The organism is Serratia sp. PAMC26656, assembly GCF_016469055.2.
Classification (GTDB): Bacteria; Pseudomonadota; Gammaproteobacteria; order Enterobacterales; family Enterobacteriaceae; genus Serratia; species Serratia plymuthica.
Window position 1 is genome coordinate 403601 of the sequence record NZ_CP150486.1, and the last position, 15815, is coordinate 419415.

Annotated in this window: 16 protein-coding genes; 8 read left to right on the forward strand and 8 right to left on the reverse strand. The window is 56.2% G+C overall.

Translation table 11 applies throughout. The annotated features are described in order from the left end of the window. Positions 1-18: 18 nt before the first annotated feature. The 3 genes from JEM67_RS02445 to JEM67_RS02455 all read left to right on the forward strand — a co-directional run bounded on the left by JEM67_RS02445 (position 19) and on the right by JEM67_RS02455 (position 2596). The gene (locus JEM67_RS02445) at positions 19-312 is read left to right on the forward strand and encodes a co-chaperone GroES (RefSeq protein ID WP_004952634.1); all 294 of its coding nucleotides are present in this window, start codon (positions 19-21) and stop codon (positions 310-312) included. Between the two features lie 49 nt (positions 313-361). After that, on the forward strand, positions 362-2005 hold the full coding sequence (gene groL / locus JEM67_RS02450; RefSeq protein ID WP_013811224.1) for a chaperonin GroEL: 1644 nt from the start codon (positions 362-364) through the stop codon (positions 2003-2005). Positions 2006-2251: 246 nt separating this feature from the next. Continuing rightward, positions 2252-2596: a DUF4156 domain-containing protein gene (locus tag JEM67_RS02455; protein WP_013811225.1), complete on the forward strand. Its 345-nt coding sequence runs from the start codon at positions 2252-2254 to the stop codon at positions 2594-2596. 79 nt (positions 2597-2675) lie between these two features. Here JEM67_RS02455 and epmB read toward each other — a convergent pair whose 3' ends face one another. Beyond that, positions 2676-3704: an EF-P beta-lysylation protein EpmB gene (gene epmB, locus JEM67_RS02460; RefSeq protein ID WP_013811226.1), complete on the reverse strand. Its 1029-nt coding sequence runs from the start codon at positions 3702-3704 to the stop codon at positions 2676-2678. Between the two features lie 43 nt (positions 3705-3747). Between epmB and efp the strand changes: the two genes are divergently transcribed. The 4 genes from efp to sugE all read left to right on the forward strand — a co-directional run bounded on the left by efp (position 3748) and on the right by sugE (position 5294). Beyond that, the gene (gene efp / locus JEM67_RS02465) at positions 3748-4314 is read left to right on the forward strand and encodes an elongation factor P (RefSeq protein WP_004952647.1); all 567 of its coding nucleotides are present in this window, start codon (positions 3748-3750) and stop codon (positions 4312-4314) included. Between the two features lie 72 nt (positions 4315-4386). Then, positions 4387-4518 (forward strand): entericidin A/B family lipoprotein, encoded by a 132-nt coding sequence (locus JEM67_RS02470; RefSeq protein WP_199635596.1) that lies wholly within the window; start codon positions 4387-4389, stop codon positions 4516-4518. Between the two features lie 121 nt (positions 4519-4639). Further along, positions 4640-4771, forward strand: a complete 132-nt coding sequence (locus JEM67_RS02475) for an entericidin A/B family lipoprotein (RefSeq protein ID WP_006323187.1) — start codon at positions 4640-4642, stop codon at positions 4769-4771. 205 nt (positions 4772-4976) lie between these two features. Continuing rightward, positions 4977-5294 carry a quaternary ammonium compound efflux SMR transporter SugE gene (gene sugE / locus JEM67_RS02480; protein ID WP_013811228.1) on the forward strand — a complete coding sequence of 106 codons (318 nt, stop codon included), beginning with the start codon at positions 4977-4979 and terminating at the stop codon, positions 5292-5294. Between the two features lie 197 nt (positions 5295-5491). Here the strand turns inward: sugE and frdD are convergent, their stop codons facing one another. From frdD to frdA, 4 genes are read right to left on the reverse strand one after another with little or no spacing between them, the layout of a single operon-like run. Then, on the reverse strand, positions 5492-5851 hold the full coding sequence (gene frdD / locus JEM67_RS02485; protein WP_199635597.1) for a fumarate reductase subunit FrdD: 360 nt from the start codon (positions 5849-5851) through the stop codon (positions 5492-5494). 12 nt (positions 5852-5863) lie between these two features. After that, positions 5864-6256 carry a fumarate reductase subunit FrdC gene (frdC, locus tag JEM67_RS02490; RefSeq protein WP_199635598.1) on the reverse strand — a complete coding sequence of 131 codons (393 nt, stop codon included), beginning with the start codon at positions 6254-6256 and terminating at the stop codon, positions 5864-5866. Positions 6257-6270: 14 nt separating this feature from the next. Beyond that, entirely contained in the window at positions 6271-7005 is a 735-nt protein-coding gene (locus JEM67_RS02495; protein ID WP_006322025.1) for a succinate dehydrogenase/fumarate reductase iron-sulfur subunit, read from the reverse strand. After that, positions 6998-8794 carry a fumarate reductase (quinol) flavoprotein subunit gene (frdA, locus tag JEM67_RS02500; RefSeq protein ID WP_199635599.1) on the reverse strand — a complete coding sequence of 599 codons (1797 nt, stop codon included), beginning with the start codon at positions 8792-8794 and terminating at the stop codon, positions 6998-7000. Before frdA ends, JEM67_RS02495 begins: the two co-directional genes overlap by 8 nt. 385 nt (positions 8795-9179) lie before the next feature. Here frdA and epmA point away from each other — a divergent pair, with 385 nt between their 5' ends. Then, the gene (gene epmA, locus JEM67_RS02505; RefSeq protein WP_006323202.1) at positions 9180-10157 is read left to right on the forward strand and encodes an elongation factor P--(R)-beta-lysine ligase; all 978 of its coding nucleotides are present in this window, start codon (positions 9180-9182) and stop codon (positions 10155-10157) included. Between the two features lie 116 nt (positions 10158-10273). Here the strand turns inward: epmA and mscM are convergent, their stop codons facing one another. From mscM to rsgA, 3 genes are all read right to left on the reverse strand, one after another. After that, complete coding sequence (mscM, locus tag JEM67_RS02510) at positions 10274-13621, reverse strand: miniconductance mechanosensitive channel MscM (protein ID WP_199635600.1); 3348 nt, start codon at positions 13619-13621, stop codon at positions 10274-10276. Positions 13622-13634: 13 nt separating this feature from the next. Then, positions 13635-14531, reverse strand: a complete 897-nt coding sequence (gene asd, locus JEM67_RS02515; protein WP_006323217.1) for an archaetidylserine decarboxylase — start codon at positions 14529-14531, stop codon at positions 13635-13637. A 76-nt stretch (positions 14532-14607) separates the two neighbouring features. Then, a complete protein-coding gene (gene rsgA / locus JEM67_RS02520; RefSeq protein WP_004952676.1) occupies positions 14608-15657 on the reverse strand; it encodes a small ribosomal subunit biogenesis GTPase RsgA in 1050 nt (349 codons plus the stop codon). Positions 15658-15815 lie beyond the last annotated feature (158 nt).

The following is a 15815-nucleotide window of genomic DNA, read 5'->3' on the forward strand; positions in this document are numbered from 1 at the left end:
CTTACAGGAGAGCGTTCAATGAGTATTCGTCCATTGCATGACCGCGTTATCGTCAAGCGCAAAGAAGTTGAATCAAAATCTGCTGGCGGCATCGTTCTGACTGGCTCTGCAGCGGGTAAATCTACTCGTGGTGAAGTTGTGGCAGTGGGTAAAGGGCGTGTTCTGGAAAGCGGCAATATCCAACCGCTGGATGTGAAAGTTGGCGATATCGTGATTTTCAACGACGGCTACGGCGTGAAAGCAGAGAAGATCGACAATGAAGAAGTGTTGATCATGTCCGAAAGCGACATTCTGGCAATTGTTGAAGCGTAATTACGCTTTATCTTCTGAACTGAACGAAACGAGTTGAAGGGAAATACCAATGGCAGCTAAAGACGTAAAATTCGGCAATGACGCTCGCGTGAAAATGCTCCGCGGCGTGAATGTTCTCGCTGATGCAGTAAAAGTGACCCTGGGCCCGAAAGGCCGTAACGTAGTGCTGGATAAATCCTTCGGCGCTCCTACCATCACTAAAGATGGCGTATCCGTTGCCCGTGAAATCGAACTGGAAGACAAGTTTGAAAACATGGGTGCGCAGATGGTGAAAGAAGTGGCCTCCAAAGCGAACGACGCTGCGGGCGACGGCACCACCACTGCAACCGTACTGGCTCAATCCATCATCACCGAAGGCCTGAAAGCAGTCGCTGCCGGCATGAACCCGATGGATCTGAAGCGCGGTATCGACAAAGCGGTAATCGCCGCTGTTGAAGAGCTTAAAAAATTATCCGTACCTTGCTCTGACTCCAAAGCTATCGCTCAGGTAGGCACCATCTCTGCAAACTCCGACGAAACCGTGGGTAAACTGATTGCAGAAGCCATGGAGAAAGTGGGCAAAGAAGGCGTCATCACCGTTGAAGAAGGCACTGGCCTGCAAGACGAGCTGGACGTTGTTGAAGGTATGCAGTTCGACCGCGGTTATCTGTCTCCGTACTTCATCAACAAACCAGAAACCGGCTCTATCGAACTGGAAAGCCCGTTCATCCTGCTGGCTGACAAAAAAATCTCCAACATCCGTGAAATGCTGCCAGTACTGGAAGCCGTGGCGAAAGCCGGCAAACCACTGCTGATCATCGCTGAAGATGTTGAAGGCGAAGCGCTGGCTACCCTGGTGGTTAACACCATGCGCGGCATCGTGAAAGTGGCTGCGGTTAAAGCACCTGGTTTCGGCGACCGTCGTAAAGCCATGCTGCAGGATATCGCTACCCTGACTGGCGGTACCGTTATCTCTGAAGAGATCGGTCTGGAGCTGGAAAAAGCGACTCTGGAAGACCTGGGTACTGCTAAACGTATCGTTATCAACAAAGACACCACTATCATCATCGATGGCAATGGTGAAGAAACTGCGATTCAGGGCCGTGTGTCCCAGATTCGTCAGCAGATCGAAGAAGCAACTTCTGATTACGACCGTGAAAAACTGCAAGAGCGCGTAGCTAAACTGGCTGGCGGCGTTGCGGTAATCAAAGTCGGTGCTGCTACCGAAGTTGAAATGAAAGAGAAGAAAGCTCGCGTTGAAGATGCTCTGCACGCAACCCGTGCTGCGGTAGAAGAAGGCGTAGTTGCTGGTGGCGGTGTTGCGCTGATTCGCGCAGCGTCCAAGCTGAGCGAACTGCGTGGCGTGAACGAAGATCAGAACGTGGGTATCAAAGTTGCGCTGCGCGCAATGGAATCACCACTGCGTCAGATCGTTCTGAACTGCGGCGAAGAGCCCTCTGTTGTTGCCAACACCGTGAAAGCGGGCGAAGGTAACTACGGTTACAACGCAGCAACTGAAGAATACGGCGACATGATCGCGATGGGTATCCTGGATCCAACCAAAGTAACCCGTTCTGCTCTGCAGTACGCGGCTTCTGTGGCTGGCCTGATGATCACCACCGAGTGCATGGTGACCGACCTGCCGAAAGGCGATGCACCTGATTTAGGCGCTGGCGGTATGGGCGGCATGGGTGGCATGGGCGGCATGATGTAATCATCCCCCACACTGTCTGTGTGCTGAGAACCCCGGTCAATTGACCGGGGTTTTTTTATTCTGTGCTCTTTGCCGCACTGTATTTGATGATATTTTTGCAGCCCGGAGTGATTTAGCTGGTAAACTGATATTTCATCAGCTGTCGCTCAAGGCGTTGACCCGGTACCCGTGGCAACGGATGCTTAAGAGATAGCAACGCTTTCTGATAAGCTTGTGCAGAATTCTCAATATCATATGGGGAACAAGATGCGGATTAAAGCCTTACTGGGTCTTTCGGCAGCTATGCTGCTGGCAGGTTGCAGCAGCACCAACGAACTGTCCGCCGCAGGCCAGCAGGTCAAATTTACCGACACCAAACCGGCGGCTGAATGCCAGCTGGTGGGCGAAGTGACGGGCACCCAGAGCAACTGGTTGTCCGGTAACGGTGGTGAAGGCAGCTCTATGCGCGGTGCGGCAAACGACCTGCGTAACAAGGCAGCGGCAATGGGTGGCAATGTCATCTATGGCGCAACCAGCCCGACGCAGAACCTGCTTTCAAGCTTTGCCCCGCTGGACAGCAAAATGGTTGGCCAGGTTTATAAGTGCCCATAACGCAGTAACGAGCAGGGTATAACGCAAAAAAGAGGCATGCCCAGGCATGCCTCTTTTTATATCTGGAGCGGACAGTCGATCAGCTTTGCATCAGATGCAGATCGAGGGGGGTTTTGCTTGGCTTGCCGCCGACTTCACGCGTCAGACGCGGCACCATGTAGCCGGAAACTTTGCTCAGCAGCGCCTGCATGATCGCGCGCGCTTCGTCGTCGCTGACCATAAAGTGCGCCGCCCCCTGCACCTTATCCAGTACGTGGATGTAATAGGGCAGAATGCCGGCATCAAACAGCGCGTTGCTCAGTGTCGCCAGCGTGTCGGCGTTGTCATTGATACCGCGCAGCAGCACGCTTTGATTCAGCAGCGTGACGCCTGCCAGACGCAGTTGCGCCATGCTGGCCTGTAGCTCGCGGTCAATTTCATTGGCGTGGTTGATGTGCGTCACCATCAGCACCTGCAGGCGCGAAGCGGACAGCCGACGGCACAGCTCCGGCGTAATGCGCGCGGGGATCACGACCGGCAGACGGGTGTGGATACGCAGGCGTTTCAGGTGCGGGATGGCTTCCAACTCGCCGATTAGCCAGTCGAGTTCATGATCTTTCGCCATCAGCGGATCGCCGCCGGAGAAAATAATCTCATCCAGTTCCGGGTGTTGGCGGATATAATCCAGCGCCTGACGCCAGTTGGCCTTGTTGCCCTGGTTGTCCTGATACGGAAAATGGCGGCGGAAACAGTAGCGGCAGTTGACCGCACAGCCACCCTTGACCAGCAGCAGAGCGCGGTTACGGTATTTATGCAGCAGGCCTGGCACCACGCTGCGCTGCTCGTCCAGCGGATCGGTAGTGAAGCCGGGCGCATTGATGAATTCTTCGCTAACGGTCAGGACCTGGCGCAGCAGCGGGTCATTGGCATCGCCGGGGCGCATGCGTGCCGCGAAGGCGCGAGGGACGCGCAGCGCGAACAATCGACGGGCCTCGCGGCCCTGCGGCAGGTCCGGATGCGTATTCAGTGATAAAAGCTGCAGTAATTCATCAGGATCGGTAATAACATCGGCGAGTTGATGCAACCAATCTTCTCTATATGCCGTATTTTGGGTTATAATGTGTGCCATTTTTTTGGCTAAGCTACCAGTTTAAATATTCAGAGGGGCCATCATGGCGACTTATTCTAGCAACGATTTCCGTCCGGGTCTTAAAATCATGTTCGAAGGCGAGCCTTATGCCATCGAATCCAGTGAGTTCGTTAAACCGGGCAAAGGTCAGGCGTTTGCGCGCGTTAAAATGCGCCGTCTGCTGACCGGCAGCCGCGTAGAAAAAACCTTTAAATCTACCGACTCTTGCGAAGGCGCAGACGTTGTAGATACCAACATGAACTACCTGTACAACGACGGTGAGTTCTACCACTTCATGCACCCTGAGACTTTCGAGCAACACGGGGTTGAAGAAAAAACCGTTTCTGACGCGGCAAAATGGCTGCAAGATAACGCGGAATGTATCGTCACACTGTGGGACGGTCGCCCAATCGCCGTTCAGCCACCGAACTTTATCGAAGCAGAAATCACTGATACCGATCCTGGTCTGAAAGGCGATACTGCCGGTACCGGCGGCAAGCCTGCGACCCTGAGCACTGGCGCCGTGGTAAAAGTGCCATTGTTCGTACAGATTGGCGAAGTTGTCCGTGTTGATACTCGCTCTGGCGAATACGTTTCACGCGTAAAATAAGTTTCCAAACAAAGGAGCCCTGAGTGGCTCCTTTGCTTTATCCCCCTTCCGCATATCGTTGGCAGACTCAGCATGATGAAGAAAACTCTGTTGGCCGTGATCTCCCTGTTGTTACTTGTTTCCCTTAGCAGTTGTAATACTTTCCGCGGTTTCGGTGAGGATGTTCAGCACCTCGGCGGCGCTATTTCGCGGACGGCCAGCTGAAATCATTAATTTTAGTAATGTAATTGTGCAAAATAAACGCGTTTTAAACAGCAACTCTCGTTAATATTTACTAAACTTAGAAAGCCGTACTTTTTCGTCACTGACAAATAAGGACTTTCATATGCTGAAGAAAAGTATTATCGCGATTTTCTCTTTGATGATCCTGACCTCATTGACCGCATGCAACACCACCAAAGGCGTAGGTAAAGACGTGCAGGCCGGTGGGGAAGCCATCCAGCGCAGTGCAGAATAACCTGCCTTTTTGCCTCCTGTGGTATTCCACGTAACCAGCCCCACCGTGGGATACCGCTTCACCTCCGACCTTGGCAAACGCCACCTTTGTGCTGCTATCCTTCCCAAGCGTGGGTATAATTCTCAGGCATGTTCACAAGGCTAAACGGGACGACCTGTTTACGCATCAGCTTCCGGGGACGACCCCATCGTAACGGAGCCTGTTCATGGCTTGGATTATTTTGCTTATTGCCGGTTTGCTCGAGGTGGTGTGGGCTATCGGCCTGAAATATACCCAGGGTTTTACCCGCCTGACACCCAGCATTATCACTGTCGTCGCCATGGTGGTCAGCATGCTGTTGTTGGCGCATGCCATGAAAACGCTGCCTGCCGGTACGGCTTATGCGGTCTGGACCGGTATCGGCGCGGTAGGGGCGGCAATTATGGGGATGGTGCTGCTCGGCGAGTCGACCAGTATCGCGCGCATTCTCAGCCTGTGCCTGATTGTCGTCGGTATCCTCGGGCTGAAGTTCAGCAGTCACTGATACCCGTCGTCTTTCAAGCTGTAGCGTCGTTACCTGCACTCACTAACCCCAGTCACTTACCTAAGTAAGCTCCTGGGGATGAGTGAGCTGGGCGCCTAGCTACAGCTTGAAATCCATAGGGTATGTCGATTTGATCGGACTGATAGCCCCTTAGAAATAATAACAGGCGGCCAACGGACATTGGCCGCCGAAGCGGCTTACAGAGTGACTACTCCAATCAGAGTCACCACGCTGAGAATGGCCGCCAGACCGTAGAACACCCATTTACTGGCCGGCACGTGAATTTTCAAATCGTGCATCGCATGGTGGATTCGGTGCAAACCGCACCACAGCGGCAGGATAATCATCAGCAGCAAGAACAGGCGGCCGATCAGGCTTTGGCAAAACGCCAGCACACGGTCATAGCTCAGTGCGTCGCCGGGGAACAGGCCCAGCGGCAGCAAAATGCCGACCAGCAGCACGATGGTGGGCGCGACAATGGCTCCCCACATGCCGCCTGCGCCGAATAACCCCCAGAAAACCGGCTCGTCGGAGCGTTTAGGTATTTGATTTATCATATTTCCTCCGGGTTACACCAAGGCTACGGCCAGAATGATCACGCTGGCGACCAGCGTCACCGCCCACAGTGCTTTCACTATCGGCCCTGGTCCCATTTTCTCGTTGTTGACCACGATATTGGCGGCTTTCGGCGCCAGATCGAACCAGGTTTTGGTATGCAGCAGCGCCGCCAGCAGGGCGATAACGTTAATCAGCAGCACCAGCGGGTTTTGCAGAAAATCGACGAAACCGGCCCAGCTATCCACACCGCCTTTCAGCGAAAAAATGCCGTAAATCAGTACGATGCTGAACCACACCGCCGGTACCGAGGTGCTTTCACGCAGCATATAGAAGCGGTAGAAACCGAGCTTTTGCCACCAGGTCGGCGTCATGGTGCGCACATAAGGCTTACGTTGTGTTGTCATTGCGGTTCTCTCCCTTATTGCGGCTTCAGCATGGCGATCATGAAGTCTTTGGCGCTTTCCACCTTGCCCTGCTGGATGGCAGCGGCCGGGTCGACGTGCTTTGGACACACTTCAGAGCAGTAACCGACAAAGGTACAGCTCCAGACGCCGTTCTGGCCGTTGAGCTGCGCCATGCGCTGCTTCTGGCCGTGATCGCGGTTATCCAGGTTATAGCGGTGCGCCAGGGTGATCGCCGCCGGGCCGATAAATTCCGGGTTCAGACCGAACTGCGGGCAGGCGGCATAGCATAAACCGCAGTTGATGCAGCCGGAAAACTGGTGATATTTGGCCATTTGAGCCGGGGTTTGCACGTTAGGGCCATCTTCCGGCTTGCGGTTGTTGCCGATGATATAGGGCTTAATCGCCTCCAGGCTTTCGATAAAGTGGGTCATATCGACCACCAAATCGCGCTCGATCGGGAAGTTACCCAGCGCTTCCACCTTCATGCCGCCGGTGTATTCGCGCAGGAAGGTTTTGCAGGCCAGTTTCGGCACCCGGTTAACCATCATGCCGCACGAGCCGCAGATCGCCATGCGGCATGACCAGCGGTAGGAAAGGTCGGGCGCCAGGTTATCCTTGATGTAGCCCAGCGCATCGAGCAGCGAGGTTTGCTCGTCATAAGGCACTGCAAAGGTCTCGAAATGCGGCTCGGCGTCACGTTCCGGGTTATAGCGCATGACCTCGATTTTCAGGGTGTTCATCTCAGCCATTTGCCTGCTCCTTGTCCTTTTTATCCTGGGCTTCGGCTTCAGCGCCGTACACACGTTTGGCCGGTGGCAGTTTGGTGATCTTCACGTCGCTGTATTCCAGCCGCGGTGCGCCATTCGGGTTATGGAACGCCAGCGTATGCTTCAGGAAGTTCACGTCGTCGCGTTCGGTACAGCCTTCGTCCAGACGCTGGTGCGCGCCGCGCGATTCTTTACGGTTGAAGGCGGAGTGTGCCATGCATTCGGCTACGTCCAGACCGTAGCCCAGTTCGATGGTGTACAGCAGGTCGGTATTGAACACGCTGGATCTGTCGGTGATTTTGACGCGCTTGAAGCGTTCTTTCAGTTCGGCCAGCTTATCGATGGTCTTTTGCATCAACTCCGGCGTGCGGTAGATGCCGCAGCCTTCTTCCATCGACAGGCCCATTTCGTCGCGAATTTTTGACCAGTTTTCGTTGCCTTCCTGCTTCATCAGGTTGCTCAACCGGGCTTCGACATCGCTGCTCTGCGCATCCAGCGCGCTGCCGTTGGCCGGGCTGCTTTCCAGCGCGCGGCGGGCGGCATTCTCACCGGCTACGCGGCCGAACACCACCAGTTCCGCCAGCGAGTTCGAGCCGAGGCGGTTGGCGCCGTGCAGACCGACGGAAGAACACTCGCCGACGGCGAACAGCCCTTTGATGCGGGTTTCGCAGTTCTGATCGGTCTCAATGCCGCCCATGGTGTAGTGCGCGGTCGGGCGCACCGGGATCGGTTCTTTTACCGGATCGACGCCGACGTAGGCTTTCGCCAGTTCACAGATGAACGGCAGACGTTCCAGCAGTTTCTTTTCCCCCAGGTGGCGCAGATCCAGATAGACCACGTCGCCGCGCGGGGTGGCGATGGTGCGGCCGGCGCGCCATTCGTGCCAGAAGGCCTGCGAAACTTTGTCGCGCGGGCCCAGTTCCATATATTTGTTCTTCGGTTCGCCCAGCGGCGTTTCCGGACCCATGCCGTAATCTTGCAGGTAACGATAGCCGTCCTTGTTCACCAAAATGCCGCCTTCGCCACGGCAACCTTCGGTCATCAGGATGCCGGAGCCCGGCAGGCCGGTAGGGTGATACTGAACGAATTCCATATCACGCAGCGGAATGCCGTGGTGGAACGCCATACCCATGCCATCACCGGTGACGATGCCACCGTTGGTGTTGTAGCGGTATACGCGCCCGGCACCGCCGGTAGCCATGATCACCGCATTGGCGCGGATCTGCACGCGGGTGCCTTCCATCATGTTCATCGCCACCAGGCCACGGACCTGGCCATCATCCACCAGAATGTCCAGCACGAAGTGTTCGTCGAAACGCTGGATTTGCGGGTATTTGAGCGAGGTCTGGAACAGGGTATGCAGCATATGGAAGCCGGTCTTGTCGGCGGCGAACCAGGTACGTTCAATCTTCATGCCGCCAAAGCGGCGCACGTTGACCGAACCGTCCGGTTTACGGCTCCACGGACAGCCCCACTGTTCAAGCTGCGCCATTTCACGCGGGCAGTTGTGGACGAAATGATCGACCACGTCCTGCTCACACAGCCAGTCGCCACCGGCAACGGTGTCGTGGAAGTGATAATCGAAGCTATCATGATCCTGAGTGACGGCGGCGGAGCCCCCTTCGGCGGCCACCGTATGGCTGCGCATCGGGTAGACTTTTGAAATCAGGGCGATTTTCAGTTGAGGGTTGGCTTCCGCTGCGGCTATTGCTGCACGTAAACCAGCACCCCCGGCCCCAATAATGGCAAGATCGGCGTTAAAGGTTTGCACTGCATTCCTCCAATATTCTTGTTAAGAACGGCAAATTAAATATCTATGCTTAATATTTATAAAAACGCTTCGGGTACTAACTAATTGAACCGATTGATATTGCATAAAGACTGAGGATAGATATCTCCCACCAATTATGTGGAATTAACTATACCTAAAGTTAAGTAGGAGAAATTTGATGTGATCGATTGTTTTGTCTTTTAGCTATTGGTTGGAGGAATTATTGCCTGCAAGGGATATTTAACGTTTATTCACCTTTTATTAACCTTATGGCTACGCGTTTGTGAGGAATTGCCACCGTTAAAGGCACCCGGCTGTTAAGAATTTGTTTGCATGCCTGGATACGAGTAGACTGCATCCCCTGTTTGATTTCGGAGTAATTACCATGAGCGAAACGGCAAGCTGGCAACCAAGTGCACCCATCGCCAATTTGTTGAAACGCGCAGCGATCCTGACTGAGATCCGGCGTTTCTTCGCCGATCGTGGCGTATTGGAAGTTGAGACGCCAACCATGAGCCAGGCGACGGTTACCGATATCCACCTGTTCCCGTTCCAGACGCGTTTTGTCGGCCCGGGTGCGGCGGATGGCCTGACGCTGTACATGATGACCAGCCCGGAATATCACATGAAGCGGCTGCTGGCGGCGGGTAGCGGCCCGATCTATCAGATGGGGCGCAGTTTTCGTAATGAAGAGGCCGGTCGCCATCACAACCCGGAATTCACCATGCTGGAGTGGTACCGCCCACATTACGACATGTACCGGCTGATGAATGAGGTGGATGATTTGCTCCAGCAGGTGCTGGATTGCGGCAGCGCGGAAACCTTGTCCTATCAGCAGGCTTTCCTGCGCCATCTGGATATCGATCCGCTGTCGGCAGAGAAAGCGCAACTGCGTGAAGCGGCGGCCAAGCTCGATCTGAGCAACATCGCCGATACTGAAGAAGACCGCGATACGCTGCTGCAATTGTTGTTCACCGTCGGCGTGGAGCCCTACATCGGGCGTGACAAGCCGGCGTTCGTTTATCACTTCCCGGCCAGTCAGGCGTCATTGGCGGAGATCAGCACCGAAGATCACCGCGTGGCGGAACGTTTTGAGGTGTATTTCAAGGGGATCGAACTGGCGAATGGCTTCCGCGAGCTGACCGACAGCCGCGAACAGCGCCAGCGTTTTGATCAGGATAACCGCAAACGTGCGGAACGCGGTCTGCCGCAGCACCCGATCGATAACAATCTGCTGGACGCTTTGCAGCACGGTATGCCGGAATCTTCCGGCGTGGCCTTAGGGGTTGATCGGCTGGTTATGTTGGCGCTGGGCGCCGAGAGCCTGAGCGAAGTGCTTGCCTTCCCGGTCGGGCGCGCGTAACCGTTATACCTGTCGTCTTCAGGCCGTAGCGTTGTTGGCTGCAACGTGAAAGCCGTAGGGCATATTATGATGATAAAAGGGTTCGGCTAATGCCGAACCCTTTTTGCATTACGCGCTTACAAGCCGCCCGATTCGCGCTTGGTGTTTGGCGGCGGCGTTGACGGTGGGGTGCGGCCATTGCTGGTCAGGCGCGACAGCGTTTCGCTGCGAACCTGGAACGGCGGGTACGGCAGGGTAATGCCGTGTTCGCGGTAGCCTGCCAGGATCAATTGGTGGATCTCATGGCGCAACGGCATGCGATGGCCCATCTCGGCAGCGTAAATACGCATCTCGAAGATCTGAATACCCTGTTGGAGATCGACCAGATAAACCTCCGGTGCCGGGTTGTCCAGCACCAGCGAGCAGCGTTCGGCGGCGTTGAGAAGGATCTTGGTCACCTCTTCGCTGTTGGCGTCACCCGGTGCAGGCACGGTCAGCACCACGCGGGTCAGGTTATCCGACAGCGACCAGTTGACGAACTGCTCGGTGATGAACGCTTTGTTCGGCACGATGATCTCTTTGCGATCCCAGTCCGAAATGGTGGTGGCGCGAGTGTTGATCTTGGTGACGGTGCCGGTCAGGTTTCTGATCGTCACGGTATCGCCGATACGGATCGGTTTCTCGAACAAAATGATCAGGCCGGAGATGAAGTTGGAGAAAATCTCCTGCATGCCGAAGCCCAACCCGACGCTGAGCGCGGTCACGACCCATTGCAACTTCGACCATTCGATACCGATCCAGGAAAAACTGAGGATGGCGCCGAACAGCAACAGCAGATACTTGGTAATGGTGGTGATGGCGTAGCCGGTCCCCGGCGTCAGATCCAGATGCTGCAACACCGCCAGCTCCAGCAGCGCCGGCAGGTTACGTACCAGTTGCATGGTGACGATCAGCACCAGTATGGCTATCAACACTGCGCCGAGTGTGATCGGATGCGCTGTTTCCACCCCGTTGACCGTCGAGGTCACGTCCCACAGGGAGATGTTTTCCAGGAAGGCGAAGGCGGAGTGGATCTCTGACCACAGCACAATCACCGACACCAGCGCGATCATCGTCAGAATCGAACGCACCAGCCGCAGCGACTGGGCGCTGATGGTATCCAGATCGATCTCCGAATCATCCATATCCATCGAACCTTCGGTGCTGTTTGGCGTATGCGTCGTTTCCTCTTCGCCGCGTGCGCGCTGGGCCAGGATGTCGGCACGGCGCTGTTTGGCGCGGTCAAAGGCGATGCGTCGCCGTTGGATTAACATCCAGCGGCGAATAATGTGGTAAATCACCAGCAGGAAGAACCAGATCGCCACCGAAGTTTCCAACCGCGCCAGCAGCGCCTGTGAGGTGGTCAGGTAACCGACGGCGGAGGCCAGCGCGGCCAATAACGGCGCTGAAAGCAGCAACCCCCACAGCGCAGTGTTGACCATGTTCTCGCCGGAGCCTTTCTTGTCCAGATACAGCGGAATGCCGGCGCGTTTGAGGCTCTTGGTGACGATGGCCAGCGCCAAACACAGCAAGATAAAGCACAGCCGCCCCAGGGTATTGGCAAACTCGCGCTCTTTCAGGCTGTCGAAGGTGATCAATGCCATGATCAACGGCACGATCAGCCAGATCGACATCTTGTAGTAACGCATGGCGCGCGAAACCTGCTTCACCGGCCAGCGGAAGTGCACGATAAACAGCCCTTGCGGATGGGCGAAAGCGGCGCAGATCATACAGATCCACAAGATCGGCAGCGTTGCGGTGACCCCTTTGCCAATCGCCTCCGCCACGGGGTAGTTCCAGGCGCTCTGCAGGCCAAAACCGAGCGCGGCCCACAGCACCGGCAGCGGTAATGCCACCAGAATCGACCAGAACACGGTGCGCATCGTCAGGAAAAATTCGTCCTGCGTTACCTTGCCGACCCGGCTGTTGGCACGTTCCAGGAAGGCGTGATAGTGCTTGCGTGAGCTGATACTGAAAATCACCAGCAGCAGGGCGCCGAAGATCGGGATCAACGTTTCTTTGCTGGTCACCATCATCATAAAGGCACCGCCCAGCTGCGACAGCGTATCCAGTGACAGCAGGCGAGTCAGATCGTGCGCCACGTTAATCGGATAAGACAGGGTGATCGGGTTGACGTCCGGGACCCAGAACAGATAACGGTGGGTGGCGTCTTTGATCTCGTTCAACGCCTCAATCAGCTGGGTGTTGGCCACTTTCAGCTTGGTCAGCTCGAGGATCTGGGTATCGCAGCCGGAAAGCAGCGAATTCAGCAGCTCACGCTGGGTGCGCAGCTGTGCCTCAACGATACGCCGTTCCGCGCTGGTCAGTTCGTTGCCGTCGTCACGTTTGAACTCGCGCTGTGACAGTTTCTCCAACTGGCTTTCAAACTGCAGGCGCTGTACACGCAACTGGGCCATATCGCCATCCAGTTGCTGCGGTTTTGGCATTTCCGGCAGCGTCGCCACTTGGGCGCGCAGAGTTTCTCCCAATGCCGACGACGAACCGAGCCACTGAGCCTGTTCGATAATGGTGCTCAGCGCCTGACGTACCTGCAGCGTTTGCGCAGCGGCCTGACGCTGTTGCGATGAGATCAGATCCATACGCTGCGCCTGATTGTTCAGGGCAGCGGACAGTTCACGGTTAATCTGCAACTGTTGGCTGATGCTTTTCGGCAGGTCGCCGTTTTGTTCGGCCAGTTGCTCGGTTTTTTCGAGCGCCAGTTCGGCTTCGCGCTGGCGCTGGGCGTTAAGGTTGTTGCGCAGGGCCTGCAACTGAACGTCGATCTTCTCGTGGCGCTTTTTGTATACCTCGGCGCGCATCCGCGCCAACTCCTGGCGGTTGTTGGCCGACAACTGCGCCAGCTCCAGCTCATCTACCTTGGCTTTGCGCGCCGCGGCTTCTGCCTGCAACAGCGCCAGTGCCGCCTGGGCGTGCGGGGTAGTAGGGTTGGCGGGCTGGGCTTGCAGACGACGCTGCACTTCGGTGAGCGAGCGGCGGGCGTCGGTCTGCTGCTGCGGCAACTGGCCGAGCGAATCGCTGATCTCCCGCGTGCGCTCCTGTTCCTGTTGCAGCAGACGCGCCTGTTCCAGCAACAGGCTGCTGGTTTGCAGGATCTGTTGTTCCAGATCGCTGGCAGGCAGGTTGTCGCCATTTGGCAGGATTTTGTTGTCTTCCAGCGTCAGTTGACGGCGCAGTTCCTGCGTCATCTTCGGGAAATCATCGATCACCCGCTGATACTGTTCGGAGCGCGTCATCGACTCCTTGCGCTCCGACAGCCAGTTGAGGGCGCTCTGCAGCGCCTCGGTGGTTTCCACCTGATTAGGCGCGTTTTTGTTGCTCTCTGCCTGTTTCAGCTCCTGTTTGAGCTGAGTCTCTGTGGGCACCGCAGCGGCCAGCACCGGTTGAGACAGTAAACAACCGAGCAATAGCGTGATAATCAGGCGCACGGCGTCAATTCCTTTAGATCTGCGGTGTTTCAGTGGCAGTTGGCGCAGCCGGGATTTCGGCGAAGGCTTCACCCATGCGGGTGACGGTACCGTTATTCAGCTGCGGAGCGAACTGCACGCTGCCTGGGGTAAACAGGTTGATGACCGTGGAACCGAGCTTGAAGCGGCCCATTTCAGCGCCTTTTTCCAGTGCAATTGCGCCTTCAGCGCCTTCTGCCGGATAGGTCCAGCGTTTGATGATGCCTTCTCGCGGCGGCGTTACGGTGCCGGCCCAAACGGTTTCAATGCTGCCGACAATGGTGGCGCCCACCAGGATCTGCACCATTGGCCCAATGGCGGTATCAAATACGCAGATCACGCGTTCATTGCGCGCGAACAGGTTCGGCACGTTGGCGGCGGTCAGCGGGTTCACGGAGAACAGGTCGCCCGGTACGTAAATCATTTCACGCAGTACGCCGGCGCACGGCATGTGGACGCGGTGATAATCACGTGGGGCCAGGTAAGTGGTGGCGAACAGACCGTTACGGAAGGGTTCCGCCAGCATGTAGTTGCCGGCCAGTAGCGCTTCCAGGCTGTAATGATGACCCTTGGCCTGGAAGATCTGATCTTCGCGGATCGGGCCGAGCTGGCTGATAGCGCCGTCGGCAGGTAGCGCCAGCCAGTTGGCTTCGCCGATGATGGGACGTGCGCCGTCACGCAACGGGCGAACGAAGAATTCGTTAAAGGTGGCATAGGAGGACAGCTCTGGTTGTTGCGCTTCCTGCATATTCACGCGGTAGTAGCGGGCGAACCCCTTCAGGACAAGCTGGGTGAGCCAGCCGGCCTGTTTGTCCGCGCCCCAGCCGGCCAGACGGGTCAGCGCCAGCTTCGGCAACCAATACTGCAATTTAATTTTGATGCTATCCAGCACGTTAACCTCTTGAATCAGGATAAAGGGCGCGCATTGTAACGGTGGCGCTGCCACTGTCAACGCCCGCCCGCGACGATCAGTCTGCGGCGTCCGTGAGGTTTTTGCGAACCTTCACTTGCGCCATGCTTTCCAGAATGCGGTGGTAGTTGTCGAAACGCTCTTTTGCGATATCGCCTTTTTCCACCGCCGCGCGGATGGCGCAGCCTGGGTCGGTGTCGTGGCGACAGTCGCGGAATTTACAACCGCCTAAATAGTCACGGAATTCGACATAGGCTTGGGTGATTTGTTCCGGATCCAGATGCCACAGACCAAATTCACGGACACCCGGCGAGTCGATCACATCGCCGCCGTGCTGGAAATGGTACAACCGCGCGGCGGTGGTGGTATGTTGCCCCAGGCCGGAGACATCGGAAACCTGATTTACCAGAATTTGCTTATCGCTTGGCGGCAGCAGGGCATTGAGCAGGCTGGATTTGCCCACACCGGACTGGCCGGCGAAGATACTGATACGATCGGCCAACGCCTGTTCAAACGCTTCCATGCCTTCACGCGTCTGGCTGGAGACTTCCAGCACCCGATAACCGATATGACGGTAAATCGCCATCATGCCGTCGACCACTTTACGCGCCGGCGGATCCAGCAGATCGATTTTGTTCAGAACGATCAGCGGTTCCACCTCGAGCGTTTCGCACGCCACCAGGTAGCGATCGATCATATTCAGCGAAAGCTCCGGCAGGATCGCCGAAACGATAACGATCTGATTGATATTGGCGGCGATCGGCTTCACGCCGTCGTAGAAATCGGGGCGGTTCAGCACCGAGGTACGTTCATGCACCGCCTCGACGATGCCCTTGACCCCTTCATGTGCCCCCACGCCGGGACGCCACACTACGCGGTCGCCGGTTACCAGCGAACGTAACGTGCGGCGAATGTTGCAGCGATGCTGGGTGCCATCCGCGGCCTCAACATCGGCGTGCATGCCGAAACGGCTGATGACGATGCCGTCTTGCGGCTCTCCCAGTTGGGAATCATCCAGTTCCGGTTTGTTATCAGTGCGCTTCAGGCGACGCTGATGGTTCGCCTGTACGCGGCGTTGTTGACCTTTGGACAGTTTGTTCTTAGTCACTGCGCCTCACTTGAATCGGCTTTTATCGCTCGTGGCGACCAAAAAGACTATGATACACGCTATTTTATATTAAATAACCGTTGTTAGCCGCTATGCACCGCGTACCGCCGCCGGCAAACAGCCTGCGCCGGTCGCCGCCTTGCCCACGCTTTGTTTAT

Excerpts from the sequence above, each read along its gene's own strand:
- JEM67_RS02455 (WP_013811225.1), top strand. The coding sequence starts at position 2,252 with ATGCGGATTAAAGCCTTACTGGGTCTTTCGGCAGCTATGCTGCTGGCA.
- epmA (WP_006323202.1), top strand. The coding sequence starts at position 9,180 with ATGAGCGAAACGGCAAGCTGGCAACCAAGTGCACCCATCGCCAATTTG.
- JEM67_RS02445 (WP_004952634.1), top strand. The coding sequence starts at position 19 with ATGAGTATTCGTCCATTGCATGACCGCGTTATCGTCAAGCGCAAAGAA.
- JEM67_RS02495 (WP_006322025.1), bottom strand. The coding sequence starts at position 7,005 with ATGGCTGAGATGAACACCCTGAAAATCGAGGTCATGCGCTATAACCCG.
- epmB (WP_013811226.1), bottom strand. The coding sequence starts at position 3,704 with ATGGCACACATTATAACCCAAAATACGGCATATAGAGAAGATTGGTTG.
- JEM67_RS02475 (WP_006323187.1), top strand. The coding sequence starts at position 4,640 with ATGCTGAAGAAAAGTATTATCGCGATTTTCTCTTTGATGATCCTGACC.
- frdC (WP_199635598.1), bottom strand. The coding sequence starts at position 6,256 with ATGACAACACAACGTAAGCCTTATGTGCGCACCATGACGCCGACCTGG.
- efp (WP_004952647.1), top strand. The coding sequence starts at position 3,748 with ATGGCGACTTATTCTAGCAACGATTTCCGTCCGGGTCTTAAAATCATG.
- frdD (WP_199635597.1), bottom strand. The coding sequence starts at position 5,851 with ATGATAAATCAAATACCTAAACGCTCCGACGAGCCGGTTTTCTGGGGG.
- JEM67_RS02470 (WP_199635596.1), top strand. The coding sequence starts at position 4,387 with ATGATGAAGAAAACTCTGTTGGCCGTGATCTCCCTGTTGTTACTTGTT.
- sugE (WP_013811228.1), top strand. The coding sequence starts at position 4,977 with ATGGCTTGGATTATTTTGCTTATTGCCGGTTTGCTCGAGGTGGTGTGG.
- groL (WP_013811224.1), top strand. The coding sequence starts at position 362 with ATGGCAGCTAAAGACGTAAAATTCGGCAATGACGCTCGCGTGAAAATG.